Genomic DNA, 24,314 nt, shown 5'->3' on the forward strand with positions numbered 1-24,314 from the left:
ATTTTTAGTCATTCGGCATCTTTTTTCTTTTAATGAGTCACCGGCGCAACCATTGCTAAAAAAGCCGCTTTTCCTTCACTTGTTTCTGCAAACGCACTGGCTTCTTTTAGTCGCTGTTGATACGCTGAAGCGACAGTTTCAAGTGCCTGCGTTTTCTGGTTGCTCCAAGTCATTAAACCTTGGACTTCTGCTAACGTTAACGAAGGCTTTGCTTGAGGTCGACTAAAAATTAAGTCCATGACATATAAAAGTTCTTTTCGTCGTGCAACGATTTGTATCTCATCCGTTGGCAGTTTCAGCGTTTGCCATTGCTCAAAAATATCATTTGCGGCTTGGGCAACTTCTGACGCATTCGGTCCCTCTAAGCGAAATGTCGCAACTGGCCAATTCACCATTCCTGCGTTGATTAAAGGATAGTTAGCTAACTCAACATATTCTGAAATGCTCGCTTCGGCTAATGGAAATTGTTGCAAACCCGTTTGATAATAGACATGCTCATTTTGTTCAAAGACAGCATCAATCCCAGCAAAATAATGAGGAAAGACCTCAACAATTTTCAACAATTGCTGAAAAGTCTTAACTGAACGTTTCGCTGCCTGATGTTTTTCAAACGCAATCACACCTTGTTGCTGATATTGTGCCTGTTTTACAAAGGAAAACCCCCAGCTTTCGCCATCTAAGTTCATTCGAATCACTCGATGGTTCGTAGTCGCAGGAAATTGCTGACTTCCCTGGTAGCCTTCTGTTGCCATGCACCATTCACAGCGGGGATATCTTTGTGCAGAGAGCGTTGCTTTTGGCGCCTCACTGTGGACCTTATTTGCTAAAAAATCACCATAGACTGTTGAAAAAACAACAGGTTCTTCCTGTTCAATGACCGTACCGTTTTTTTGACAAAGTTGGTAAAAATACTCGGTAGCCTCTTGTGGCTCTTTGGCATAATGTTGTGCAAAAAAAGCATTAACCACAGAAGGTGGCGGTGTCAACAAATCCATCAATTGCACCACGAACTGTTCTTTTTGTTGCTCTGTTTTTACAAGTTGATTGGCACTCGCAATTTGACACAATTGTTCCGCCAAATCAGCGGCGGGTGTTGCCACAGGCCGTATGTCTACTTCGCCTAATTCTTGTTCACCAATCATTGATAATAAACGGTTCTGAAGATATAAGCGATCCAATTCCATCCAACCACCTGCTTGAATAGCAAGTGTGGTAAAATCGGCAATCATTTGACTCGTGGTCATCGATTCATTCCTCCTATTACTTTTCTTGATATCCATGTGGATGAGCTTGGTGCCATTGCCAAGCGGTGGCGATAATGTCCTTGACCTCAGTTACTTCTGGTTGCCAGCCTAAAACTCGTTTGGCTTTTTCACTAGAAGCAATTAATGTACTAGGATCCCCTGCTCGGCGTGGCGCGATTGTCGCAGGGATTTCTTGACCTGTTACTTCGCGAGCAGCATCTAACATTTCTTTAACAGAATAGCCGTTGTTGCTACCAAGGTTAAAGACGTCACTTTCGCCGCCATTTTTCAAGTATTCTAAAGCCAAAATATGTGCTGCAATCAAGTCTTCAATATAAACATAATCTCGAATGCACGTGCCATCGGGTGTATCATAATCATCCCCAAAAATACTTAGCTCTGCTCGTTGGCCTAATGCCACTTGTAAAATAATTGGCACAATATGCGTTTCTGGCGTGTGATCCTCACCAATTGAGGCATCTTTTTTTGCTCCCGCAACATTAAAATAACGCAAAGCAACATATTTCATTCCATAAGCGTTGTCGCACCATTTCATGATTTTTTCCATCATTAATTTACTTTCCCCATACGGGTTTTTAGGATTCGTTGGGGTTTCTTCTGTAATAGGCATTGCTTTTGGTTCGCCATAAGTGGCCGCTGTGGAAGAAAAAACAATATGTTTCACTCCAAATTCTTGCATGACTTCCAAGGCAATTTGAGTGCCGTGAACATTGTTATTGAAATACATTAACGGTTTCTCCACGGATTCTCCTACTAAAGAATTGGCCGCAAAGTGCAACACCCCTTCAATTGATTCCTTTTCAAAGACACTACGTAAAAAAGCTTTATCACGAATATCGCCTTCATAGAAAGTCGCTTGTTCATGAACTGCTGAACGATGTCCCGTTAATAAATTATCAACAACCACAACGGCATATCCTTTTGAAATTAATTGATCGACGGCATGTGAGCCAATGTAGCCTGCGCCACCTAATACTAAAATAGACATAAATACGCTCCTTTTACTCTCTAATTTCTTTTTCTATTGTACCATTAAATAAGGTCTACTTCTGAATTATTTCATTTTGTAAACAGGATTTAATTTGGCCATTTCTCCTTATTCATTTTTCCTATCAAAATACAGAAAAGACTTGGTAAATTTTAACAAATCTCTAAATTAGTCGTAGAGTTTATGAAAAATCATTGTAACTATTGGATTTTTTTGCTTTTTTCCGTCATAATAGAAACAAATACAATTTGAAAGAAGGAATGAACGATGAAAAAATTTGTATCAGGTATGTTAGTCGGTACTGCTATCACAGTTGCTGCTTTAGCCGGTGTGGCTACAACTATTAAAAAAACAGTCATTGATCCAATTGAAGAAAAAGAAGATATGATTGAAGAAAACCGTAAAAAAGCGATGCGTAAACGTATTGCACGTTAAAAAATAGCTGTGACGTTGAGATAAAAAATCTAACGCCAAGAAATCAACAGGAGCGCTTCTGGCTCGGTTGATTCTCTTAAGCATAACAAGTGGTCATCCATCAAAGCGATGGATGACCACTTGTTATGCTTTCTTTTTTACCAAAGGAGCTGACTATTTTTCTTAACTATTAAAAATAGTGGCAGCAATCCGATCCATATCGCGCATATTCCAAGGATCCACACCAGGACGAGCTGCAGCGGCTGTTAACCAATGAATCCCTTCTGTTGGAATACCACAACTAAAAAGGCCTGTCGCCACCTGTCCATCTTTTGTGATGACTTGATTCGTGGCAGGCACAATCAAGAGTGCACCTGTTTTGACTATTTGACCATCAGCTAATGCCAGTTGATGGAGCGTAGCTAGCTTATCGGCTAACAACTGCCTCGTTAAAGGATTCAAACTTTTTTCATTATTAACTTTGGGAATGCGTGCTTCAATTAAAAAGTGACTATTATACCGATTTTCCGGAAACAAATTAGCATAAGTAATAAATTGACCCGCTTTCATTTCGACACGCATTTCTGGCCCCAGAATCGTGACTAATCCCAGTTCAACTAACGCCTGTAGCTCTTCTGTTCTTTCAACAGAAGGTCCCACTGACAAAAAGGTATTCAACGGGGTAAACCAATGCCACAACCACTTTTGACTCTCGTCATTCGTTAATAACCCTTCATCCAAAACAAAGCGAATCTGATCTCTTAAATCTTTTAAACTGTCTAAAGCAGTGGTCAAAGGACCGCTAAGATTGCCTTTCTCTGCTTCTTGAATATCCCATTTTAAATACTCTAGTAAAAACGAACGAAAACGTTCATGAGTGGTTTTCTTTGTTTCAGGATGTTCTAACGCTTGCCAATCAAACCAATCTTGTTTTTCAAAGTGGGCTAAGCTTTCCGGCGCTCCCTTGGTTTGAATAAACAGCTGTTGAAAGGCCTCTTTAGAAAGATGCGGATATTTTTCTTCGATTAAGCAAGTGTAATACACATATTCCACTTCTTTTTTTAAATACCCAAAAAACTCTGCGCCTGTAACCTGTCCTTTTTTACGACATTCAGCTAAATACGTTTCGGTTAAAAAAACAGGCTGATAGGTTTCCCCGTAGCCTTTTTGATTATTCCCTCGAGGATGAGAAGGAAAACCGCGACCAGAACCAGCAATAATAATAGGCTCTCTTCCAGAAGGTTCATAACGTAAGCGGCCATTTTGACGAGAAAAAACACCCCCGCGGCCAATCGTCAAGGCAGATAAATAGTCAAAAAATGCCAAACCTAAGCCTTTTAACACAACAGGTTGTTTTGCGGGTATATTGGCAAGTGCCAATAAAGCATCCGCCGCATTTTTAGGGGAAGAATAAAACAAACGATGCTCCTTGGCGTAGTCCGCAAGCTCTTGTTCAACAGTCGTTAATTCATTTTCTTGGTGACCCATGGCTAAAATTACTTTGTCTGCCGTAAACTCAATGGATTGGGTGTACACATAATAGTTATCCTCTCCTGCCCGTACAGCAGTTACTGGCTCTTTAAAAAACGTCAGCGATGTTTGTTCGTTACATCGCGTGGCTAAATACGTATAAAACCATTTTTGGTACATGCCATAAAAAGCCCTCGAGCAGTGATCATTCGGTCCAAGGCGATGACATTCTTTCAACAACTCAAGATAATTATAGGGTTGTTGCTGTTGAATGTACTGCGCAGCTTCTGTTTGGGTCCATTCATAGAGAGTGGGTCCCTTGACAATTGGTCCTTCGCCACTAAAAGATTCATCTGTAAATAAAGTGACTTGACTAATCACGGTGTTCATTAATAAATAATTAGGTTGCTCTGCTCGCCAAATTTTCCCACCTGGACCGTATGGATCAAACAACGTGAGCTGAACATTTATTTCCGTTTTACGAGCCCATTCAATGACTCGTTCTGCAGCTGATAAGCCTCTGGGTCCAGCACCTACAATTGCAATTTTCATCCAATCACCTACTCTATTTTTCTAATAATTCTTTTAAGACAACCGCTTGATTATGCACTGTATCTTTCGCCCCATAGACCAGCGTGACTACTGGCTGATTTTTTACAATTGTCTGTAACTGCTTAAACGCTGTGGCAGTTGGCTCATGTTTCAATTCTTCTTGGTATTTTTGTTTAAACTCAGGATATTTATTTGCTTCATGATTAAACCATTTCCGTAGCTCTGTACTTGGGGCCACTTCTTTGAGCCATTCATCTAACTTTTCAGATTCCTTGGATTTTCCTCGTGGCCAAACACGGTCAACTAAAACACGGTAGCCATCTTGCTCTGTCGGTGCTTCATATGCTCGCTTGATTTGAATCATCTGCCTTCACCTCTTCTCTTTATTGTAGCTCAAAAAGTGAGGACTGACAAAAAAGAAAGTAAGTTCTTGTAATTAAAATACTAATAAATCAAGAATATCTTTATATTAGCAGTAAAAAGAAAAATTATTTTTTAACCATAAAAAAATTGATACTATTCTAAAAATGAGTCGAAGAGATACTAAATATGGCTTTTTGAAAAACCTTGTATCATTTTGTTAATATAACTGGTTCTATCATAAATTCTTATAATTAAACAACCATTGATTTCTACAGCAACAATTATTACAATTTAATTAAATAAAAAAAGGATGGATGAGTATTATGAAAAAATTTTTATCAGATTTACAAGTGTTGGTTTGTTGTCTTTGTTTTTTCCTCCTATTGTCACTTCTGCCGCTGAATTAAAACAATCACCACCAGATATTGATAGTGTGGAGACTTTTCTTGATAAAATGCAGGCAGATGAAAAAATTGCTGTTCTACCTGATGGTTCTATCGTTTCTGGAAATGGCATTGAAATTATAGATCCTGATACACAAAATGTAGTTGCTGTTGTAGAACCTGAAACATCCCCTTTATCTATTACAGTCGAAGAGTATCGAAACAAACAAAAATATTCACTTAACGAAGACTTAACTATTTCATTAATCAGACGAGGTTCACCTGCACCAAATAACAAAAATTATAATATAATGGTTCGTAAAGATACTTATCTTACTTCAAATTCCTTCAGTTCTCGCGGTTGGCGCTTTGCTGGTTATAACTATTTTCCGCAAAGCGGCACTGGAGCTTATCTTCTTTGGTATACATTTAAAGACTCTGCTATGATTGGTAGTATTTCATAGGCACGAAATACGTATAGAACAGGTATCGCTCACGGAATTAGCGTCTACCCAGGTTCTCCTCGTTACCATACAGGTCCAGGCAATTTGACTACCTATTATACCTATAACCCAATTCCTGGTGCAAGCTATCTTGTTGCGAACTGGTAACTATAGAAAGGAGTATTGACATGAAAAAAAAGAACCTATACCCAGCGCTGATACTTTTTTTCCTAGTCAGTAGCATCGTGTGCTTATTTACTTTCAAACAAAATTTGCTGACAGTTAAAGCAGATGCTTTGTCAGCACAGCAAGCAGTAAAAACTGAAATTAACCCCACTATTCAAGCAGCATTGAAAGATGCAGAAAAACAAGAAAACCCTCTCGAAAAATGGAGTGAAATGGTGCAGTTAAGTTCAGCAGATGATACAACGATTTTATATGCTTTAGAAGGCTTCATTCATGGACAAGTTATTCAAGGCGAAGGCACACCAGATGAAATCGTCTATGATAGCGACACCGATCCTAACGCCACAACTTTAGGTGAAATTCGTCAAGCCATTCGAGAACATTACAATTTAAACGAATAAAAGAGACAGAACGTATTTATCATTAATGATAAATACGTTCTGTCTCTTTTATTAACTATTTCTCTTTTTCACTTTCCCAGTCCAGCCATCATAGCCGCCTTTTAAAATATAAATATCAGTATAGCCATTTTTTCGTAATAAATTAGCTGCTCGAATACTTAAAGCTTTCTTCTGATCATAAAGATAAACAGGTTGATCCTTACGAAGAGAACCAATTGTTGTTTTTAACATGCTGTATGGCATGCTGCGCGCCCCTAAAATATGCCCAGCATCAAATGTATCTTTCTCACGAACGTCAATCACTTGTGCTTTACGCATTGTTTCTTTAAATTCTTCTTCCGTCAGCATTTTTGCTGAACGTTTCACCATAATTTTCAAATATAATTCATTGAATACCATCGCTAGTACAATAACTAGCAAAATGCCATTGATTACCCATAAAATACTCATTCTAAAAAGCCCTCTCTATTTCTCTTTTGAAAATTGTAATGCTAGTGAAGCGGCACCAATCACGCCGGCCTCATTACCTAGCTCTGCTAATTTGATTTTTGTACTATTTCGAACTTGCGGGAAGGTAAATTCTTGGAAATATTTTTCGACACGACTACGTAAAAATTCTCCTGCTGCAGAAACACCTCCACCGATAACCACGCTATCTGGATTTAACGTGTTACCTAAGTTTCCTGTGGCCAAGCCTAAATAGAAACAAACACGATCCACAACCATTAAAGCAAAATGATCGCCTTTTTCGGCAAATTCAAAAACGTCTTTACTTGAAACATCTTGTCCATCATCAATCGCTTGTTTCAGTTCAGAGTCACCTGCAAACTCTTCTGATAAATGACGTGCAACACGAACGACACCAGTGGCACTAGAAACAGTTTCTAAACAGCCACGTTTCCCACAGGTACAGTCAAAGCCGTTAGGATCAACCGTCACATGCCCAACTTCACCAGCACAGCCAGCAACACCGTGGAGTAATTCTCCTGCTGCAACAATGCCTCCGCCGACACCTGTTCCTAAAGTAATAAAAATCACGTCGGGATTGTTTTCCCCCGCGCCTTTCCAACGCTCACCTAAAGCGGCAACATTGGCATCATTATCTAAGGCAAACGGAATTCCTAAAGCAGATTCGATTTGTTCTTTGACAGGCTGTACAGTCGTCCAGTTTAAATTATAGGCACCTACAACAGTTCCTTTTTCAATGTCGACACTCCCTGGTGTTCCCATACCAATTCCCACAAAATCTTCTTTTTTCATATTATAAAGATCTATACGGTGACGAATACTTTCAATAATTGATGGCACAATGTGCTTGCCATCTTCTAAAATATTCGTTTCAATACTCCATTTTTGTTGAACAACGCCATCGGTTGTTAAAATAGCAAATTTGATGGTCGTTCCACCTAAATCAATCCCAATAATCTTCTTATCCATTTAGTCGATTCCTTTCTGCTTCCCTCTAGATTCTTCTATTCGATGCTCTCTTTGCAAAATATGCTGGGCCTGTAAATACGTATCTCGGTCTACCAATTGACCTTCATACAATTTTTTTAATTCAATCATCATTAACTCAATATCATAAATCCGTGCACCGACATAAATATACATCCCAAACTGTTTAAAAAGTTGTTGTACATCATATAACGTTTCCATACGAAAACACTTCCTTATTATACAGGTAAACCGTATTTTTTAAAACCCAATAACAGACAAATTACGACAAGAAAAATAAAAATTAATGTGGCCATAATTCGCTCGTGCTTATTAAATGCTTCTTCACGATTTGGAACAGCAAAAGCCGTCGCGACTAATAGTCCACCGATTAGACCGCCAACATGACCCATCATATCTACAGAGCTACTAAACAAGTTAAATAACAAATTAATCACAATAAACATTGAATAGCGTTGCACCATATACATAATCGCTGGATTGTCTCTAAAATGGCGTCCTAAAATAACAAATGCGCCAAACAAACCAAAAAGCGCTGTACTAGCACCGGCTGAGACACTGTTGGGTGTCCCAAAGGCAAAACTGGCGATATTTCCAGCAATCCCACTCAATAAATAAATTCCCAAATAGCGCCAATGCCCATAAATTGCCTCAACCTGTGCGCCGATATAATAAAGAGTAACCATATTCAAAATAATATGCATAAACCCAATGTGAAGAAACATTGGCGTGATAAACCGCCAGTATTCATGATTTTGAGCTACCAGTGGACGAACCATTGCTCCCCAATTAACTAAGTTTAAAATATTTTCTGATCCTCCAGTTAATTCCAATCCAAGGAAAACAATGATTGAAATACCTAAAAGGGCATACGTAATGAACGGCTGATTTTTTAGCCGTTTCAATTTCATTTCTGTTTGATAATTCATTCCATTCCTCCTATTGTATAAATAATTGTTCGATTGGCTGATCAAACGCTTCTGGTTGCCATTGTTCATGGAGTTGTTCACTAAAAACTAAACTACATGAATGGCCCGAAAAATGTTCCAAATAACGATCATAAAAACCACCGCCGAAGCCTATTCGATAGCCAGCCCGATTGAAAACAATCCCTGGCACAATCAATAAATCAATCGCTGTAGCTGTTATTTCTGCCGCTGTTAACGGAGGTTCTTCCACGCCAAATGCACTGGTGTCATAAACCGTCTCTGGAAAAACTTGATAAAAGTACATTTTGCCTCCTTTAAATGTTCGCGGCACCGCCACTTGCTTGCCTTCTTGCATGGCCCGTTCGAAAATTGGCTGTGTTGATAATTCTAGCGGTAACGACCGAATCATTCCGATTGTTTGTGCTTGTTGCCATTGCTGACTAGCAAACAACTGTTCATAGAGACTTGATTCTTTATGTTGTTTAATTTCCGGATGTTGTTTTAGCCATTCCAGGGCAGTTAAGCCCACTTTTCTCAACTTGTTTTTCTCCATGTACACCTTCAACCCCTTTTCTGTTAAGTTTATAGAAAGTGTTCTTAAAAAACAAGCTGATTCCCCTTTTCTCTTTGAAAAATCCCGTTATTTTTCTAACGTTTTTGACGCTTCTTTAAAAAAGTCAACAACCAAATCCATTGTTTCCCCTTTCACTAAATGCCGCTCACCGATTTCCGTTATAAATTGCGTATTTCTCGCATACGTTTTCCCAGACACTAATTGTTCAAAATCAGCCATATCTTCATAGGGAATTTTTTCATCTTCCGTTCCATGCCAAAACAGCATCGGTCGTTCTTGCAGTCTTTCTGGCGTTTGTGATAAATCGTATTGATGCACCCAACTTAGCAATAGTGGCAAGTCTTTAGGCACAAAAATAGCAAATTCTTTCGCCCGTTGAATCACTCGCTGAATATAGCGCGCCGGATAGGGTGTTCCCATTAAGCAAGCAGCAGCTTGAATCTCAGGATGTTGGGTCATAAGAGCGCTGGTAGTAATACCGCCCATGGATACACCACCCACGCCAATCCAATTTTCTTTAATCAACCCTAATTTATGAAAATGATGGATAATTACTGGAAATTCAATCAAATTATATTGAATGCTACTCCAAAATGTAATCGAAGGAATCGTGGAAATAGGTCCTGTTTTTCTTTCTCCGTGGTTCATGGCATCTGGTAAAATGACCCGAAACCCCTCGTGTGCTAATTTTCTTGCTTGTGTTAAAGATAATTCTTTTGCCGATTGCCAACCATGATAGTAAACAATTAGAGGTAATGCTTCGTTTTTTTGATCTTCTGTTGTCACTTCTAATGCTGGAATTTTTGCTATGTAGCGATGTCTAATACTGATTTTCATTCATGATTCCTCCATTATAAAATATCTTCTCTTATTTTACCGTTTTTTGATAAAACCTGCTCTTTATATGATTTATCAAAAAAATCACAAAATATGCGAATTCGCATTTTCCTATTTTATTACTTTCCGTTATAATCATTTTATTAAATACAAAGGGGTGTTTTTATGGTTAAAATTGAGGAAAAAGGCAAAGTAACATTTGGACAAGCTTTTAAAGATTATTTTCGTGGATATGTTGATTTTAAAGGTCGGACCACACGTGCTGGTTATTGGTGGATGACACTGGTATTAAGCATTTTAGCACTTATTTTTTATATTGCCATTGTCGGCAAAGCCGTGTCAGCAATTTTAGCAGCTGAATATTTTGAAACCTATGATTTTGGGAACTTATTACCGTTGATGCTTTTTGCACTTGTTTTATGGTTAGCTTTATTATTACCAACGTGGGCAATGTGTGTACGTCGTTATCGTGATGCTGGGATGACAGGTTGGGGCGTGCTTGTTTTATATCTACTTTCTATTGCCTGTAGCTATACACAAGTTTTCTCTGTTATGTCAACTTTTAAATATGACGTTCAAACAGATACTGTGATAACAGGTGGCAGTCCCGTCTTCTTATTTTTCACTCTTGTGATTAGTCTGTTTTTCTTCTTACTAACAGTCTTACCGACAGATAAACTAACAACAACTAGCCAAAATAGCGTCTTACGCTTCTTCTTCCGTTACAAAGAAGTGAAGTAAGGAAAAGTTTTAAGCCTTTCTTTTAAAAGAAGGGCTTTTTTCTTATTTTAAAATCTTTATGATAAAATAAGAACTAGTCTAGCTAAAAAAATGGAAGGAGAAAATATGGCTACTTTTAAACGGATTCTGAATCTAGAAAATTATATTTTTACTTTTTTTATTTTATTTGTCTTTTACGGCGCAATTAACTCTCCCTATTCGCTGGTAAAAATTCTTTGGGAAAAGCCTAAGCACTTGCTTGTTTTACTTCCTCTATTAATTATTCTATTGTTGATTATTTATAAAAACAAAAAATTTCTTTACACTAAGATTCAAGCGCTCTGGCACTTAATAAAAACCCATGATCGTGTGGTTATTATTTGTAGTTTGATCAGTTTATTTTTACTACAACTTTTACTCCTGACGCAGATTACTGTGCCGATTGGTTGGGATGTTTTTGACAACTTTCATAGTATTACCACTGAAAATAAGGATTATTCAAAAATCGTACTTTCTTTAAACCCCAATAACGAATTTTTCTTTTTCATGATGTATTACCTTAATAAATTTTTGCGTTTCATTGATGTAACAGAGAGCTGGAGCAATACTTGGTTTAGTTGGCAAGTGGTTAATTGCTTGTTTATTAATAGCAGTTTATTTCTCTTTTATCATGCCTCTAAACGTGTCTTTAATCCATTAACGGCCTTCGTTGCTTACAGTTTATTTTTTCTTTCTTTCGGATTATCTCCATGGTTACTAACGCCTTATACAGATACGGCCGTCTTATTGTTCATCAACCTAGTCTTTTTTGCATATAGCCTTTTTGACCAGGTTTCCCCTCCCTTCGTAAAATATTGTTTATTACTGTTTATTGGAATTGGCCTAGCTTGGTGTTTTTTAATGAAACCTTCGTCTATTATCTTTTTTATTGCATTTAGTTGTATAAAAGTGCTGCAACTTCTTTTAGTAAATCGGAACAAACAGTCTATCGTAAAATTAACCGTGGTTGCTCTCTTTTTACTGACTGGTTTCGCCAGCGCATATTATAGTTTTCAATTTTTTGTGGAAAAACAAACGATTACGGAAATTGATAAAGAACAAGCCAAACCTTGGACACTTTTTGTAATGATGGGTTTGACGGGAACTGGCGGTTACAATGATGCAGATACACAAGCAGTAAATCAGTTGCCTACACAAGAAGCCAAAAAAGCTTATACCATAAAAACGATTCAAGACCGTTTAAAAAATAAAGGATTCTTCGGTTATCTCCGTTTTCTGGCTCAAAAAAATCGTCATAATACTGCCAATGGTGATTTTGACTGGGGTTGGGATGGCGGTGATTTAATTCCAGAAACACCTTCTAAAAATCGTTGGCAAGAACACTTGCGGTCACTGTATTATCCGCAAAATCCCAAAAGTAACTATCTACGAATTTATATGCATTTTTTCTATTTACTCACATTACTAGGTCTATTGTTCAGTATCCCTCTAAAAGATTCAAAAAATAACTACGCGATTTTAAAATTAGCTTTCATTGGAGCTATTCTGTATTTATTGCTCTTTGAAGGCGGCCGCTCTCGCTATCTAATCCAGTTTATGCCGTTTTGGTACTTATTATCAGCGAGTGGTTGGCTGGGGTTGAGAGAGATTCGAAGATACAAAAAAATAGTAAAATAGAAAAGAGGATTGAGTTAAAAATGAAAAAAAGTTTACTGGGGTTGATTGTTTTTTTATCCTTACTGACCCTTACTTCTTGCAGAAATAAAGTGACCACAAAAGAGCTAATGGCAAACGAGTGGGCCGTAAACTCCAACGTTGATGAAGTAGTAATGATTGTATCATTCAGCGAAGATACCGCTACTTTCAAAATCAATACAGATGAACACACATCAACTGCAAAAAATGATTTGGAAAAAGCAGGCGAAGAATTAGGTAAACAAATTGCAAATAAAATAGAATACAAAGTCAAATACCATCTAAAAAACAATCAAATTCGTTGGGAAAATGAAGGAAAAGAAGTAGCTTACAAGATAAAAAAAGAAAAGCAAAATCTACTTTTCACTCCTACTAAGACAAACAATTCTGATAACCAAGCAAAACTAGTTTTGAAACCTTACATAAAGAAAAGTATTGATTCTTCCACTCAAAAAGATAAAACGGAAGAAACCAACTCTAATTATCAAAACGTCTCATCTGAAACAAACCAATCTACCTCTTCATCTACTACTAAAGAACCGCTACCACAAGTTAGCTTAGCTGATTTTATAGGCGGTTGGGGTATTCCTCAAAGTGATAACTTATTTTTTATAAATGCTGACGGAACACTCACTAACATTACTCAATCGAATGTTCCTCTTCAAAAGGTAAGTTTTTCTGTGGATGAGAATGGTAATCAAACAATGACGTTTCTTTTGAATAATACGCCCCGAACAGTAACGAAAAATAATGATGGTACTTTAACTGTTAATGGACAAATATACACTTATCTAGGTAATATTACGTTGGAACAATTAATTGAAAGAAATAATCAAACTCAGCAAGTTTTTGAACAATCTGAACAGCAACCACCTCAAAACTCTGATTCTAGTGAACAAATACAAAATTCTAAATCAGACCAACCTATATACGATACGGTACGAAGTGGTGAAGGTGGGCGACAGTTAGCCGAAAGAAATGGTTTAACCTTAGAAGAATTATTAGCATTAAATCCAGGCATTGAAACTTCTGTTTTTTATCCTGGTCAGTCATTACGAATTAAATAGAAATTTAGGTATACTAATAGATAATAGTCTATAAAAGTAGAACTGGACCATCTACCATTTACTTTGGGATACCAGTTGATGGCAATCAGTTTGACGAAGTGGAACTAGACCTTGTACCGACTGACTCAGCAAAAATTGCGACATTGGATATAGCAGTTGGTCATTGATTAATAGCATATATGGAATATACGCTAAAATGAAACTTTCCCCATTCTCTATAATTAAAGTAATGTCTAAGGAGCCTAACATTCTTTCAAGAAAGAATGTTAGGCTCCTTTTATTCAGACAATTTCAGCCACTGCTTGCGATTGCAATAGGACATAGTTTTTACAAAGACAAAATGATAAAGCAAACCGTAAGCTAGCCCCAACATATTTAACAAAATTCTTAAGTAAAGACTTGTTTCTAGCCCAAATATCATAGAAGCTGCCATGATAGCACCAACACAATTAAAAATCGTTTTACTTTTATAAGATGTGCATAAGCCTAAACAAAGTCCTCCTAAAATACCAAGTAGGTTCGTTGGTATATAAAATAACAAGATAGCCGATACTAGAGAACCAATAACGACCCCTATTATTCGTTCTTTTGCTCGTTCAGACAATTTAAACGTATTATACCCAGAAAATAATGACGAACTAGCAAATATTGCCCACATAAAGCGGTCAATCTGAAGGTGCGTTCCTATAAAAAGTAATAAGCTAATGCCTAAAGCGTAATAACCAAACCAAATATTTCTTTGATTAAAAAAACCATTTTCTGTAACCATCTGTATAAAAGTAATCTCTTGATCCAATTTTTTATGTTTCACATGATAAACAAAAGCTAAAAGTAGATAAGCAAACACTAATACAAAGAAAGTTTGTTCTAATTGCTGAAACGATTGATAGTGAACCGTGCCAACTAAATATAAGTAGGAGAACGTATACAAGCCAGGATTACCCATTTTAGGGTTTTTACCAGTTAAGAAAAATAATGCCAGCAAGCAGATAAAATGAAGGCCCAATTGTAAAAATGATACAGAAATCAGTGAAATTAATGGACTAACACCTAGAATTGTTAACACGATTCCTAAACTAAGCAAGGCCTGTTTTTCCCTGTAGCCATATGAGACGAAACGGATACTCAACAGCAAACAAAATAATACAATTGAAAAAGGCGCTACAGCTTTTCCAAAGAAAAAAGTAATCGTCGACACCCATAAAATCGCAAACGAAACTAATAAGATATCCCTTATTAACAAGGCGCGCCAAAAATATCTCCGCTGTTTTTTAGTGTCCGCTTGATGAATTTTTTGTTTTAAAATAAATGGATCTAACTGCAATAATTGATAAAAAGTCACCTAAAATCATCTCCTAAAAATCGACTCTTCTCAATTCATTATTCCAACTTTTCCTTCTATGAAATCATAAGAAAAGTAGTTGTGACGAACATTTTACTACAACTTTTTTTCTGAATCAATACATGCTTTATTTCTTAATTCAATACCTCTCCCGATACGATTTGCTTACTTCATAAAAAATAAGCCTAGAAAAAATCAAAACGATTAATTCTAGACTCAAAATTAAATAACTGTTGAACAAAAGCTAGCGCTTTTTTACATAAACTTTTCCAACAGATCCATTTCTTTTTCTAATTCTTTTTCATCATACTTGTCATACTTACCAGCTTCGTGTGCAATTTTTTTAATCTCATGAATGGCTTTTTTTTTCAACAATCCATTTCTTCATACTATGTTTTTTTGTATCCTCATCTAGCGAGCCCAACTCTTCTAAACTTGCATCCAATTTGTTCAAAACGTCGGCAATTTTTGCTAATGCTTGCGCTTCTTTTTCTTCATAGTTTGACATAATAGACACCTCTTCTTAAGTATTTTTCTACTTTAAGTGTACGTCTCTGTCGTTTTATTTGCAACGAATAACTCAACTGCTTCTCGGTACGGAGGATAAGGGATTCGAACCCTTGCACGATGTTACTCGCCTAACGGTTTTCGAGACCGTCCCCTTCAGCCAAACTTGGGTAATCCTCCCTCTACATTCCATCTACAAATGAACATGTAATGAATCAATAGATAAAAAGCCTAGACCCTTACACAACAAGGATTCTAGGCTCTATCTAACTAAATTATTTAGTTTCACGGTGTAAAGTAACTTTTCTTTCACGTGGGCAATATTTTTGTTTTTCTAAACGATCAGGATTGTTACGTTTATTTTTATTTGTTAAGTAGTTACGTTCTTTACAAGAAGTACACTCTAAAGTGATGTTTACGCGCATGTTTTCCCCTCCTACTAATAATTGATCTTTCCAAGAGATTTCTTAGACTTGAATATCATACCATTTTTTTTGTCATTTGACTACCCTTTTGGGCAAATTTGTAAAGTAGTTCTACTTTACAAATTTTATTTTTTGTACATTTCCATATACGCTTCTAAAACTTCTTTGGCAATCGTTTGATTTGGTTTAGAAGATTCATCATTTAAGTGTGGTAAAACAACGCTAATTGCAATTTCAGGGTTTTCGTAAGGTGCGTAAGCTACCAAGTTACTATTAACCGTTGTGTGAACAACTCCGTTAGCATCTGTTGCTTGCGTTTCGGCGGTCCCTGTTTTAGCAGCAATTGAAAATTTGTCTGATTTTAAACCCGGTGCCGTAGTAAATTGACTAGTTCCATGTACCACATTATAAAAACCTTGTTGAAGAATTCCTATTTGGTCTTGAGAAATATTTACCTTATTCAAAACTTTGGGTTCGATTTCTTTCAAAATTTTTCCTAAAGCTCCATTTTCATCATTGCCATAGATTCCTTCTACTACATGGGGTTGCACGCGGATGCCATTATTTGCGACAGTGGAAACGTACTGTGCTAATTGTAACGGTGTGTAGTTATCATATTGTCCAAATGATAAATCTAATAGATTTCCGCCTTTAGGCGCTTCAGCAGGATCTTTGAAATCTTTATTTACATATCCAGGACTTTCACCAGGTAAGTCGATGCCTGTCTTAATCCCCATTCCATATTCAGCATAAGCATTTCTTAGCTCTTTGAAAACTTTATCATCGCCAATTTCATACGGAAAGACCATATTAGGATAGTAATTTACACCCATTAGTTTAAACACAACTTTCATCATGTAGGCATTAGAAGAGTACTCTAATGCTTGCTCAGCAGTTAATTGCATTTGTGCATTACGACCACCACTATTCCACCAAGAAGCTTTTGGATTTGTACCAGCTAAAATAATTGGTTCATCTAATAGAGTATCATTTCCTTGTAATACTTTCGCCTCATAACCAGCTGTTAAAGTGCCTGCTTTCACAACAGATCCAGGTACCTCAAAGTTTAAAATAGGCCCTAAAGGATTAGGTGTGACTTCTCCTGTCTGTAAATCATGACTAACTCCGGACATTGCTAGAATAGCACCTGTTTGAGGGTTCATAGCAACGACATATGCATTTTCTGAGTATGGTCCAATGGTTTTGACTATTTGTGAATAGTTTCGTTGTAAAATTTCATCAACTTTGTTTTGGAAATTTGAATCAATCGTTAATTTTAAGTTGGAGCCTTTTTCCCCTTTGGAAATTGGGGTTTGTGAAACAATCTTTCCGTTATTGTCTAAAACGACTTCTGATTTTGCTTTTTTACCTTGTAGAACGTCTTCATATTGTTTTTCTAAATAGCTAGTTCCAACACGGTCATTTCGTGCATAGCCTTTTTTCAAATATTCATCGACTTCTTCGGCTGGCAATCCTTGTTTTTCAGTTGAAACGGTACCCAACAGGCTACGTAATGCACCACTTTGAGAATAATCACGCGTCCAATCAGTCCCTGTTGAAACACCTGATATTTCCGCTGTGTGTTCACCAATTGTCGCAATTTCACCTTCTGTTACCCCTTCATTCTTGATGAAGACCGTGTTCATTTGTGACGCGGCATTCATTCGTTTAAAAATCGTTACTGCTTGTAAGGTTCGGTCATCAAACGCAATTTCTTCAGGGGTGACTTTTTCAACTGCTTTGGCATATAATGTGCCTTCGTCCGTAATTTTGTTGCCTTTTTCATCTTCTTTATCTTGATCGGTTAAGCGGGCTTGGGCTGCTTTTAAATTTTCAGGATTCGCTAACCAATAATCTTTTTTGTCACGATCCGTTAAGTTTGGATCAACTGGAACGTTAATAAGTTCGTTAACTTTATTCGCAATCGGTAAAATATCTTTTCCTTCAATATTTTTTCCTCGTGTGTAAGTGATTGCTAAATTGGCTTTGTTAGAAACCAAGACTTTTCCTTGTGAATCATAAATTTGTCCTCGAGGGGATGGTGTCGTGATTTGTAGTGAAGAATTGGCAGTGATTTTTTTGTTAAACTCTTCTCCTTCTACAATCTGTAAATACCCTAAACGAACAATTAATGAAACAAATAAAGTGAATATCACAAAAAATAATAAGTTCAATCGAAAAGGAATATGTGGCTTTCTACCTCGTTGACTCTTTGCTGCGGCATCTGTTTTTTTTATTTTATCTATAAATGAGTTTTTCTTCATACCTCTAGTCCCTTCACTAAAAAGTTTCGCATTCTCATTGTAACAAAAAATAGTCAAAAAATCAGGATTATTCCCAGCTCTAAGGAAATATTTAATTATTTTGTTGTTGAAAAAAGTCAAAAGGACTTCTGAATTCAGAAGTCCTTTTGACTTTTTCTCTTTTTTTAACGGCTGTAATTGTGAACTTCAGCAGCCATGCTGTCAATGAAAATTGATAAATCTTCGACAGACGTTTCTTTGCTTCCATAACGACGGACGTTCACCGTTGCGTCTTCCATTTCTTTGTCCCCGACCACTAATTGATAAGGTACTTTTTGTGTTTGAGAGGCCCGAATTTTGTAGCCCATTTTTTCGTTACGATCATCGACTTCAACACGTAAGCCTTGTGCTTGTAAACGTTCTTTGATTTCATAAGCATATTCAGAATGCGCTTCTACAGAAACTGGGATAATAGTTGCTTGAATTGGTGCTAACCAAGTAGGGAAAGCGCCTTTGTAAACTTCTGTTAAGTAAGCCACAAATCGTTCCATTGTTGAGACAATACCACGGTGGATAACAACTGGGCGATGTGTATTTTCACCATCTTCGCCAACATAAGTTAAGTCAAAACGTTCTGGTAATAAGAAGTCTAATTGGATGGTTGATAATGTTTCTTCCATTCCTAAAGCTGTTTTTACTTGAACATCTAACTTCGGACCGTAAAAGGCAGCTTCGCCTTCTGCTTCAAAGTAATCTAATTCTAATTCATCCATGGCAGCTTTTAACATCGCTTGCGCTTTTTCCCACATCGCATCATCATCAAAATATTTGTCTGTATTATTTGGATCACGATAGCTTAAGCGGAAACGATAATCCGTAATGTTAAAGTCAGCATAGACTGCCACCATTAACTCCAAAGTACGTTTAAATTCGTCTTTAATTTGGTCAGGACGAACAAAAGTATGGCCATCGTTTAAAGTCATTTCACGAACACGTTGTAACCCTGATAATGCACCAGATTTTTCATAGCGGTGCATCATCCCTAATTCAGCGATTCGAATTGGCAATTCGCGGTAACTATGAATGTCATTTTTATAAACCATCATATGGTGTGGACAATTCATTGGACGTAATACCAGCATTTCGCCATCGCCCATATCCATTGGTGGGAACATATCTTCATGGTAATGATCCCAGTGACCAGATGTTTTATATAATTCTACATCTGCCATAATTGGTGTATACACATGTTGGTAACCTAAGCTAATTTCTTTGTCCACAATATAACGTTCAATTGTACGACGAATGGTTGCGCCTTTTGGTAACCAGAAAGGTAACCCTGAACCAACTTCTTGTGAAACCATAAATAAATCTAATTCTTTTCCTAATTTACGGTGGTCACGTTCTTTGGCTTCCTCGCGCATTTTGATAAATTCTTTTAAATCTTTTTTATCGAAAAAGGCAGTGCCATAAATTCGTTGCATCATGTGATTGTCAGAGTTTCCGCGCCAATAAGCACCAGCTACTGAAAGTAATTTAAAGACTTGAATCCGTCCTGTTGAAGGGACGTGAACACCACGACATAAATCAACAAAATCGCCTTGATCATAGACAGTGATGATTTCATCTTCTGGTAAATCTGTAATTAATTCAACTTTGTAAGGATCATCAGCAAATAATTCTAACGCTTCTGCACGTGAGATTTCTTTACGAACGATTGGGTTATTTTCCTTCACAATTTTCATCATTTCGGCTTCAATTGCAGGTAAATCTTCCGCTGTCACAGGGGATTCTCCATTATCTGTATCATAATAGAACCCAGAATCAATCGCAGGACCTACGCCAAATTTAATGTTAGGAAAAAGACGGCGTAAGGCATTAGCCATTAAATGAGCTGATGAATGACGTAAAATTCCTAAAGCATCTTCATGATCAGGTGTCACGATTTCAAGCGAACCATCTTCTACGATAGGACGATCTAAATCGATTAAAACACCATTGAATTTACCAGCTAAAGCTTTTTTGGCTAAACTGTTGCTAATACTTTTAGCAACATCAAATGTTGTAACCCCAGAATCAAACGGTTTAACAGCGCCATCTGGAAAAGTAATGTGAATAGACATAATAAAATTCTCTCCTTTTAATTTTTTTGATTTGAAGCGTTTCATTGTGTTCCTGTTTTTCACAATGAAACGAAACAGCCACCTGTTCCCCTTGTTAAAAAACAAAAAGTCCTAGTATTCTAACGAATACTAGGACGAAAATATCGTGGTTCCACCTAATTTTGAACACAAATAATCAGTGTTCCTCTAGCGTGTTAACGGTGCGACCGCCTTTGTTTCAACAAAGGTTTCGAAAGTGGTCATCCCTTGTGCCAATCTGGAAAATTTTCAGCCAAGATTTTCCTCTCTAATAGATCGCGGGCAAGTTCAGTTGTCTTTCTCATCAATCATTTATGCACTTATTTAACCACTTATTTTCAGAAAAAGCAAGTGATTCAACAGAAATTCTCTGAAAACTTATTTTTTCCATTCGCCGCCTTGTGCATAGCGGTCTTTTTTCAATTCATTGACAATCACATGGATATTCTCTTTTGGTGCACCAGCGTTTTTTGACACAGCTTCTGTAATATCTTTGACCATATTAGTTAACTGTTCTTCTGTGCGGCCTTCAATTAATTCTACATGTACAAATGGCATCTTCGTTCCCCCAATTTAAATTGCTTGTTCTGTTTGTATCATAGAGCGGGTTATGACGCTTGTCAATAAAAAATTGGGGACGTCAGTCGTTACGCTGACGTCTCCAATTTTTACTTTTCAGATACATCGCTGGACCAAAGTACGGTCTTACCTAATATCTCTTTTTATACTTCTTCGCCGTAATCCACAGGTTTATCAAATTCACCTGGTGCATCATCATAGATATGTCCGTAAATAATTACCGGCATTCCGTCATAGGATACATCAAAGATTTTTGAAACTTCTGTTCCTGGCGTATTGATACAGCCATTACTACCAGCATCGGTTTTAAAGGCTTCTTTATCGCCATACTTATCCAATTTAAGGTCGGAGTCATGAATCCCAATTTGTGTGACAACGCCCCCTTGACTTAATAACGGCATCCAATATTTTACTGGCACACTGTATCGAGAACCATCGAGCATTTGACCTTCTAAATTCACATCGGTTGTCCGATATAAAATTGTATGGAATCCTGGTACTGTTGCGGTTCCTTTGTTATATCTGCCAGTAATGACATCTGTGGTGACTATTTTTTTGCCATCAATGAAACAATACATTTTTTGATCTTTTAAATCAATTTCAATGTAATTATTGGCTATTTTACTATTTTCTTTGGTATCGCCAACCAACGGAGCAGTGATTGCATTCGTTTGTTCTTGGCTATTCAGCGCGTTTACTAGTAGTTCTTGCGTTTTGGCCCCATCAATCGACCAGCCATAACTTCCGTTGTTTTTAAAACGACGTGTCGTGCCGTGAACATCTGTAAATAAAACTGGTTGATTAGCAGAACCATATGTTGTTTCTAATTGTGTCACCCAAGTAGTTAGTTTTTCTTTATTGATTGTGCCATCATCATTCAGCACGTTTTGAATTTGTGTTTTATCAAAGGCTACTTTTTCACCATTAATATCAACTGTAATTGTTTTATTTAACTTGTTATTGAGCGTTGTCAATGTTGCCTTTAACGTTTGATCCTCTTTTGTAATTTCAGGGGCTTTATAAAAATCTTTGGCATTGTATTGATAGTTGCCTTTTCCCGCTTCAACATCCGCAATAATCTGCTGATTTAAGCGCTGTGTGTCCACTACTGTGCCTTGTTCTTCGGGAACAATTTCAAAAGTGCCATTGCCTCGACGAATACTCGCATTTTTGCTTGGTTTCCCCTCTGGAAAACTTAAAGTCGCTAATTTGGCTTCTAGTTCTTTTTTGAATGCCTCGTTTAACGGTAGCTTCACCTTGCTACTGTGTAAATGGTCTTTTAAAAATTTTTGATCCAATTGGTATTTTTTAGGAAGTTGAATTTTTTCTTCTTTTGCACCCGTTTGAACCACAACTTCTTCGGTTTGATTAACTTGCGCTAATTTTTCTTCCGCGGCATTTACATTTAACCAGCCTACAGAAACTCCATTTACTTTTGTGGTTGGTAAAAAGTGACTTTGAAAATAAACATAGCTGCCCCCAACAACCAGAGCTAGTCCAACCAAAGAAGTAATAATTACTTTCTTTTTATTATTTTTTCCTGATTTTTGACGACGTGTATTACGCATTTGCATTTCTTCTTTTTTCATTTGTTCATCCTTTATATCAATAATTTTAGGTTTATTTCTTAGAGTCTAGGCAACAAACAACTGCGGTGATCTACAATCAAAAAAAGTTCCCTTTCTCTCGCAGATTAATTTTTTCAATTATACACTATTTTTACGTTGTTTTCAGCTTATTTTCCTTGTAAATCCTTTAATCTTAAAGAATTTGTATACTCTGTGACTTTTTTTGCTTCTTGTAAATGATACGTAAACTGGGCCATTTTAGCAAAATCCTGAGCGACGACGTCAAAAAAGGCTTGTGTCTTTATTAAGCTGTTCCAACAAGCTTCTTTACTAGAAAAATCCAGCAACGATGCTAATTGATCCATCGTGTCAGGAGTGACATAATTTTTCAGATACTTAAATTGTTTCCCAACAGAAATTGGCTCCGGTTCCTGCCAAGCCGCTTGCCAAGAAAGCAAGCGCAACAGTTCCTGCTGACAATATTCATAGAGATGTGTGACAGCGTAAAATAGTTCATTCCGACAAAGCCCCTTAACTACATACGTACTAACCCACCAAAATTCATTGCAACAATCGTTAAATTGCTGCTGATCCGGAGCTGTTACTGTATAATTTTTATCAGATGCTACAGGTAAAGGTGGCAAATTTTCATCTTTGTCTAACAAGATAATTGCTAAAGAATCGCCTTCATGCCAATTGTCTTTTTCTGCGAGAGGACACAATGTTAAATCGATACGTTGACCATCTTCAAATAACATTAAAAATGTTTCCCGCGTCTTCGGTTCTGTGGGAAATAAGGTCATTTCCTTGGGACGTTGCATAATTAATGGTTGACCAAATTTTGCTGTCCACGTTGCTGTTTCAAAAAACTCAGCACATGGTTCTACAATATAAACAATGTCGAAATCTTGAAAACTATCTTTTGGCGCTTTCACATTCGTGCGAGAACCCACCATTCCCACAGCTCGAATGTGTTCTTCTTGTTTTGCTACATCCATAATAAGTTGAAACATTTCTTCTTCTGTACGCATGCATTCGCTCCCTCTCTTCAAAAGTTTCTATTAAAACATAGATTTTTTTATAAGTCTTTTGTTTTCTATCGCTTTTTCTATGGTACTTCGTATACACTAACATTACAAGGAGGGATGTTTCATGCATTGGTTAAAAATAACAAGTTTATCCATTGTCAGTTTTGGCTTTTGTATTCTTTTGATTTTAGGTCTACTTATTTTTACTGGCAAAAATACGCAACCCACCGATAAACCAGATGCTATTTTAATTTTAGGGGCCCGTGTTTTAGGAACGTCTAAAGAAACCGCACTGCCCAGCCGTGTTTTGCAAGCTCGGTTAGATGTGGCTATCCCCTATATTAAACAACACCCCGAGACACCCGTTATTGTTAGCGGAGGGCAAGGAGCAGATGAGCCGGCTACGGAAGCCGCGGTTATGAAACAATACTTGCTAAATAAAGGTGTTCCAGAAAAACAGATTCTCTTAGAAAATCGTGCCACACGCACCAAAGAAAATATTGTCAATTCACAAAAACTCCTTTCTTTTAAACGGCTAGTGATTGTTACTAGTGACTTTCACATGTATCGCTCGCAACTTTTAGCCAAGCGAGCAGGTATCTCAAATGTTTCAGGCATCACTGCGGCTTCTTCTTTTCCAAAAGATATCAAAAATTTTGGTCGAGAGCTGCTTTCTTTAGGCTATGCCTTACTCTTTGATTGGTAAAAGTGCATCCTTCGCAAGATCATTTTGCGAAGG

24 protein-coding genes, 1 tRNA gene and 1 pseudogene are annotated in these 24,314 nt (G+C 37.1%); 7 read left to right on the forward strand and 19 right to left on the reverse strand.

Features of this window, described 5'->3' with window-relative positions:
* Positions 1 to 29: 29 nt before the first annotated feature.
* A complete protein-coding gene (locus tag MKZ30_RS10715; RefSeq protein ID WP_025191181.1) occupies positions 30 to 1,280 on the reverse strand; it encodes a UDP-glucose--hexose-1-phosphate uridylyltransferase in 1,251 nt (416 codons plus the stop codon).
* Positions 1,261 to 2,253 (reverse strand): UDP-glucose 4-epimerase GalE, encoded by a 993-nt coding sequence (gene galE, locus MKZ30_RS10720; RefSeq protein WP_002388439.1) that lies wholly within the window; start codon positions 2,251 to 2,253, stop codon positions 1,261 to 1,263. The genes MKZ30_RS10715 and galE overlap by 20 nt, the downstream gene beginning before the upstream one ends.
* A gap of 267 nt (positions 2,254 to 2,520) precedes the next feature.
* On the opposite strand from galE, the gene MKZ30_RS10725 reads away from it, so the two are divergent.
* A complete protein-coding gene (locus MKZ30_RS10725) occupies positions 2,521 to 2,688 on the forward strand; it encodes a DUF3042 family protein (protein ID WP_002356337.1) in 168 nt (55 codons plus the stop codon).
* Between the two features lie 162 nt (positions 2,689 to 2,850).
* On the opposite strand, the gene MKZ30_RS10730 is transcribed toward MKZ30_RS10725, so the two are convergent.
* Positions 2,851 to 4,689, reverse strand: a complete 1,839-nt coding sequence (locus tag MKZ30_RS10730; RefSeq protein ID WP_033600463.1) for an FAD/NAD(P)-binding protein — start codon at positions 4,687 to 4,689, stop codon at positions 2,851 to 2,853.
* A 13-nt stretch (positions 4,690 to 4,702) separates the two neighbouring features.
* On the reverse strand, positions 4,703 to 5,053 hold the full coding sequence (locus MKZ30_RS10735) for a DUF488 domain-containing protein (protein WP_002362343.1): 351 nt from the start codon (positions 5,051 to 5,053) through the stop codon (positions 4,703 to 4,705).
* 309 nt (positions 5,054 to 5,362) lie between these two features.
* Here MKZ30_RS10735 and MKZ30_RS10740 point away from each other — a divergent pair, with 309 nt between their 5' ends.
* Positions 5,363 to 5,899, forward strand: a complete 537-nt coding sequence (locus tag MKZ30_RS10740) for a hypothetical protein (protein ID WP_033600462.1) — start codon at positions 5,363 to 5,365, stop codon at positions 5,897 to 5,899.
* 167 nt (positions 5,900 to 6,066) lie between these two features.
* The gene (locus MKZ30_RS10745; RefSeq protein ID WP_002407937.1) at positions 6,067 to 6,465 is read left to right on the forward strand and encodes a hypothetical protein; all 399 of its coding nucleotides are present in this window, start codon (positions 6,067 to 6,069) and stop codon (positions 6,463 to 6,465) included.
* 51 nt (positions 6,466 to 6,516) lie between these two features.
* Here the strand turns inward: MKZ30_RS10745 and MKZ30_RS10750 are convergent, their stop codons facing one another.
* The 6 genes from MKZ30_RS10750 to MKZ30_RS10775 all read right to left on the reverse strand — a co-directional run bounded on the left by MKZ30_RS10750 (position 6,517) and on the right by MKZ30_RS10775 (position 10,260).
* On the reverse strand, positions 6,517 to 6,915 hold the full coding sequence (locus MKZ30_RS10750) for a rhodanese-like domain-containing protein (protein ID WP_002356334.1): 399 nt from the start codon (positions 6,913 to 6,915) through the stop codon (positions 6,517 to 6,519).
* 15 nt (positions 6,916 to 6,930) lie between these two features.
* The gene (locus MKZ30_RS10755; protein ID WP_002356333.1) at positions 6,931 to 7,902 is read right to left on the reverse strand and encodes an ROK family glucokinase; all 972 of its coding nucleotides are present in this window, start codon (positions 7,900 to 7,902) and stop codon (positions 6,931 to 6,933) included.
* Positions 7,903 to 8,121 carry a YqgQ family protein gene (locus MKZ30_RS10760; protein WP_033600460.1) on the reverse strand — a complete coding sequence of 73 codons (219 nt, stop codon included), beginning with the start codon at positions 8,119 to 8,121 and terminating at the stop codon, positions 7,903 to 7,905.
* A gap of 17 nt (positions 8,122 to 8,138) precedes the next feature.
* Complete coding sequence (locus tag MKZ30_RS10765; RefSeq protein WP_002362481.1) at positions 8,139 to 8,849, reverse strand: rhomboid family intramembrane serine protease; 711 nt, start codon at positions 8,847 to 8,849, stop codon at positions 8,139 to 8,141.
* A gap of 10 nt (positions 8,850 to 8,859) precedes the next feature.
* Complete coding sequence (locus MKZ30_RS10770) at positions 8,860 to 9,402, reverse strand: 5-formyltetrahydrofolate cyclo-ligase (RefSeq protein WP_002385677.1); 543 nt, start codon at positions 9,400 to 9,402, stop codon at positions 8,860 to 8,862.
* Positions 9,403 to 9,489: 87 nt separating this feature from the next.
* Complete coding sequence (locus MKZ30_RS10775) at positions 9,490 to 10,260, reverse strand: alpha/beta fold hydrolase (protein WP_010816737.1); 771 nt, start codon at positions 10,258 to 10,260, stop codon at positions 9,490 to 9,492.
* Positions 10,261 to 10,425: 165 nt separating this feature from the next.
* On the opposite strand from MKZ30_RS10775, the gene MKZ30_RS10780 reads away from it, so the two are divergent.
* The 3 genes from MKZ30_RS10780 to MKZ30_RS13405 all read left to right on the forward strand — a co-directional run bounded on the left by MKZ30_RS10780 (position 10,426) and on the right by MKZ30_RS13405 (position 13,742).
* Positions 10,426 to 11,001 carry a DUF805 domain-containing protein gene (locus MKZ30_RS10780; protein ID WP_002379789.1) on the forward strand — a complete coding sequence of 192 codons (576 nt, stop codon included), beginning with the start codon at positions 10,426 to 10,428 and terminating at the stop codon, positions 10,999 to 11,001.
* 90 nt (positions 11,002 to 11,091) lie between these two features.
* Complete coding sequence (locus MKZ30_RS10785; protein WP_033600458.1) at positions 11,092 to 12,657, forward strand: glycosyltransferase-like membrane protein; 1,566 nt, start codon at positions 11,092 to 11,094, stop codon at positions 12,655 to 12,657.
* 353 nt (positions 12,658 to 13,010) lie between these two features.
* Entirely contained in the window at positions 13,011 to 13,742 is a 732-nt protein-coding gene (locus MKZ30_RS13405; RefSeq protein ID WP_502799339.1) for a DUF4950 domain-containing protein, read from the forward strand.
* 277 nt (positions 13,743 to 14,019) lie between these two features.
* On the opposite strand, the gene MKZ30_RS10795 is transcribed toward MKZ30_RS13405, so the two are convergent.
* From MKZ30_RS10795 to MKZ30_RS10835, 9 genes and pseudogenes are all read right to left on the reverse strand, one after another.
* Entirely contained in the window at positions 14,020 to 15,084 is a 1,065-nt protein-coding gene (locus tag MKZ30_RS10795; RefSeq protein WP_033600456.1) for an FUSC family protein, read from the reverse strand.
* Positions 15,085 to 15,339: 255 nt separating this feature from the next.
* Positions 15,340 to 15,592 (reverse strand): annotated as a pseudogene (locus MKZ30_RS10800) (hypothetical protein).
* 89 nt (positions 15,593 to 15,681) lie between these two features.
* Positions 15,682 to 15,771: transfer RNA gene (locus MKZ30_RS10805), tRNA-Ser, on the reverse strand.
* A gap of 95 nt (positions 15,772 to 15,866) precedes the next feature.
* Positions 15,867 to 16,016, reverse strand: coding sequence for a 50S ribosomal protein L33 (rpmG, locus tag MKZ30_RS10810; RefSeq protein WP_002356321.1), 150 nt, complete (start codon positions 16,014 to 16,016; stop codon positions 15,867 to 15,869).
* Positions 16,017 to 16,141: 125 nt separating this feature from the next.
* Positions 16,142 to 18,280, reverse strand: coding sequence for a penicillin-binding transpeptidase domain-containing protein (locus MKZ30_RS10815; protein WP_033600455.1), 2,139 nt, complete (start codon positions 18,278 to 18,280; stop codon positions 16,142 to 16,144).
* Positions 18,281 to 18,444: 164 nt separating this feature from the next.
* Positions 18,445 to 20,382, reverse strand: a complete 1,938-nt coding sequence (gene thrS / locus MKZ30_RS10820; protein WP_002359397.1) for a threonine--tRNA ligase — start codon at positions 20,380 to 20,382, stop codon at positions 18,445 to 18,447.
* Between the two features lie 396 nt (positions 20,383 to 20,778).
* On the reverse strand, positions 20,779 to 20,958 hold the full coding sequence (thmT, locus tag MKZ30_RS10825) for a 2-hydroxymuconate tautomerase (RefSeq protein WP_002356318.1): 180 nt from the start codon (positions 20,956 to 20,958) through the stop codon (positions 20,779 to 20,781).
* A gap of 164 nt (positions 20,959 to 21,122) precedes the next feature.
* On the reverse strand, positions 21,123 to 22,568 hold the full coding sequence (locus MKZ30_RS10830; protein WP_249958765.1) for a L,D-transpeptidase family protein: 1,446 nt from the start codon (positions 22,566 to 22,568) through the stop codon (positions 21,123 to 21,125).
* A gap of 146 nt (positions 22,569 to 22,714) precedes the next feature.
* Positions 22,715 to 23,578, reverse strand: a complete 864-nt coding sequence (locus tag MKZ30_RS10835) for an aminoglycoside 6-adenylyltransferase (protein ID WP_010816743.1) — start codon at positions 23,576 to 23,578, stop codon at positions 22,715 to 22,717.
* 121 nt (positions 23,579 to 23,699) lie between these two features.
* Between MKZ30_RS10835 and MKZ30_RS10840 the strand changes: the two genes are divergently transcribed.
* A complete protein-coding gene (locus tag MKZ30_RS10840; protein ID WP_002359392.1) occupies positions 23,700 to 24,281 on the forward strand; it encodes a YdcF family protein in 582 nt (193 codons plus the stop codon).
* The last annotated feature ends 33 nt before the right edge of the window (positions 24,282 to 24,314 follow it).

It is taken from the genome of Enterococcus sp. LX10 (assembly GCF_023539285.1).
GTDB lineage: Bacteria > Bacillota > Bacilli > Lactobacillales > Enterococcaceae > Enterococcus > Enterococcus faecalis.

Coding starts and splice junctions, on each gene's coding strand:
- MKZ30_RS10715 (WP_025191181.1), bottom strand. CDS start 1,280: ATGGATATCAAGAAAAGTAATAGGAGGAATGAATCGATGACCACGAGT.
- galE (WP_002388439.1), bottom strand. CDS start 2,253: ATGTCTATTTTAGTATTAGGTGGCGCAGGCTACATTGGCTCACATGCC.
- MKZ30_RS10725 (WP_002356337.1), top strand. CDS start 2,521: ATGAAAAAATTTGTATCAGGTATGTTAGTCGGTACTGCTATCACAGTT.
- MKZ30_RS10730 (WP_033600463.1), bottom strand. CDS start 4,689: ATGAAAATTGCAATTGTAGGTGCTGGACCCAGAGGCTTATCAGCTGCA.
- MKZ30_RS10735 (WP_002362343.1), bottom strand. CDS start 5,053: ATGATTCAAATCAAGCGAGCATATGAAGCACCGACAGAGCAAGATGGC.
- MKZ30_RS10740 (WP_033600462.1), top strand. CDS start 5,363: ATGGATGAGTATTATGAAAAAATTTTTATCAGATTTACAAGTGTTGGT.
- MKZ30_RS10745 (WP_002407937.1), top strand. CDS start 6,067: ATGAAAAAAAAGAACCTATACCCAGCGCTGATACTTTTTTTCCTAGTC.
- MKZ30_RS10750 (WP_002356334.1), bottom strand. CDS start 6,915: ATGAGTATTTTATGGGTAATCAATGGCATTTTGCTAGTTATTGTACTA.
- MKZ30_RS10755 (WP_002356333.1), bottom strand. CDS start 7,902: ATGGATAAGAAGATTATTGGGATTGATTTAGGTGGAACGACCATCAAA.
- MKZ30_RS10760 (WP_033600460.1), bottom strand. CDS start 8,121: ATGGAAACGTTATATGATGTACAACAACTTTTTAAACAGTTTGGGATG.
- MKZ30_RS10765 (WP_002362481.1), bottom strand. CDS start 8,849: ATGAATTATCAAACAGAAATGAAATTGAAACGGCTAAAAAATCAGCCG.
- MKZ30_RS10770 (WP_002385677.1), bottom strand. CDS start 9,402: ATGGAGAAAAACAAGTTGAGAAAAGTGGGCTTAACTGCCCTGGAATGG.
- MKZ30_RS10775 (WP_010816737.1), bottom strand. CDS start 10,260: ATGAAAATCAGTATTAGACATCGCTACATAGCAAAAATTCCAGCATTA.
- MKZ30_RS10780 (WP_002379789.1), top strand. CDS start 10,426: ATGGTTAAAATTGAGGAAAAAGGCAAAGTAACATTTGGACAAGCTTTT.
- MKZ30_RS10785 (WP_033600458.1), top strand. CDS start 11,092: ATGGAAGGAGAAAATATGGCTACTTTTAAACGGATTCTGAATCTAGAA.
- rpmG (WP_002356321.1), bottom strand. CDS start 16,016: ATGCGCGTAAACATCACTTTAGAGTGTACTTCTTGTAAAGAACGTAAC.
- MKZ30_RS10815 (WP_033600455.1), bottom strand. CDS start 18,280: ATGAAGAAAAACTCATTTATAGATAAAATAAAAAAAACAGATGCCGCA.
- thrS (WP_002359397.1), bottom strand. CDS start 20,382: ATGTCTATTCACATTACTTTTCCAGATGGCGCTGTTAAACCGTTTGAT.
- thmT (WP_002356318.1), bottom strand. CDS start 20,958: ATGCCATTTGTACATGTAGAATTAATTGAAGGCCGCACAGAAGAACAG.
- MKZ30_RS10830 (WP_249958765.1), bottom strand. CDS start 22,568: ATGAAAAAAGAAGAAATGCAAATGCGTAATACACGTCGTCAAAAATCA.
- MKZ30_RS10835 (WP_010816743.1), bottom strand. CDS start 23,578: ATGCGTACAGAAGAAGAAATGTTTCAACTTATTATGGATGTAGCAAAA.
- MKZ30_RS10840 (WP_002359392.1), top strand. CDS start 23,700: ATGCATTGGTTAAAAATAACAAGTTTATCCATTGTCAGTTTTGGCTTT.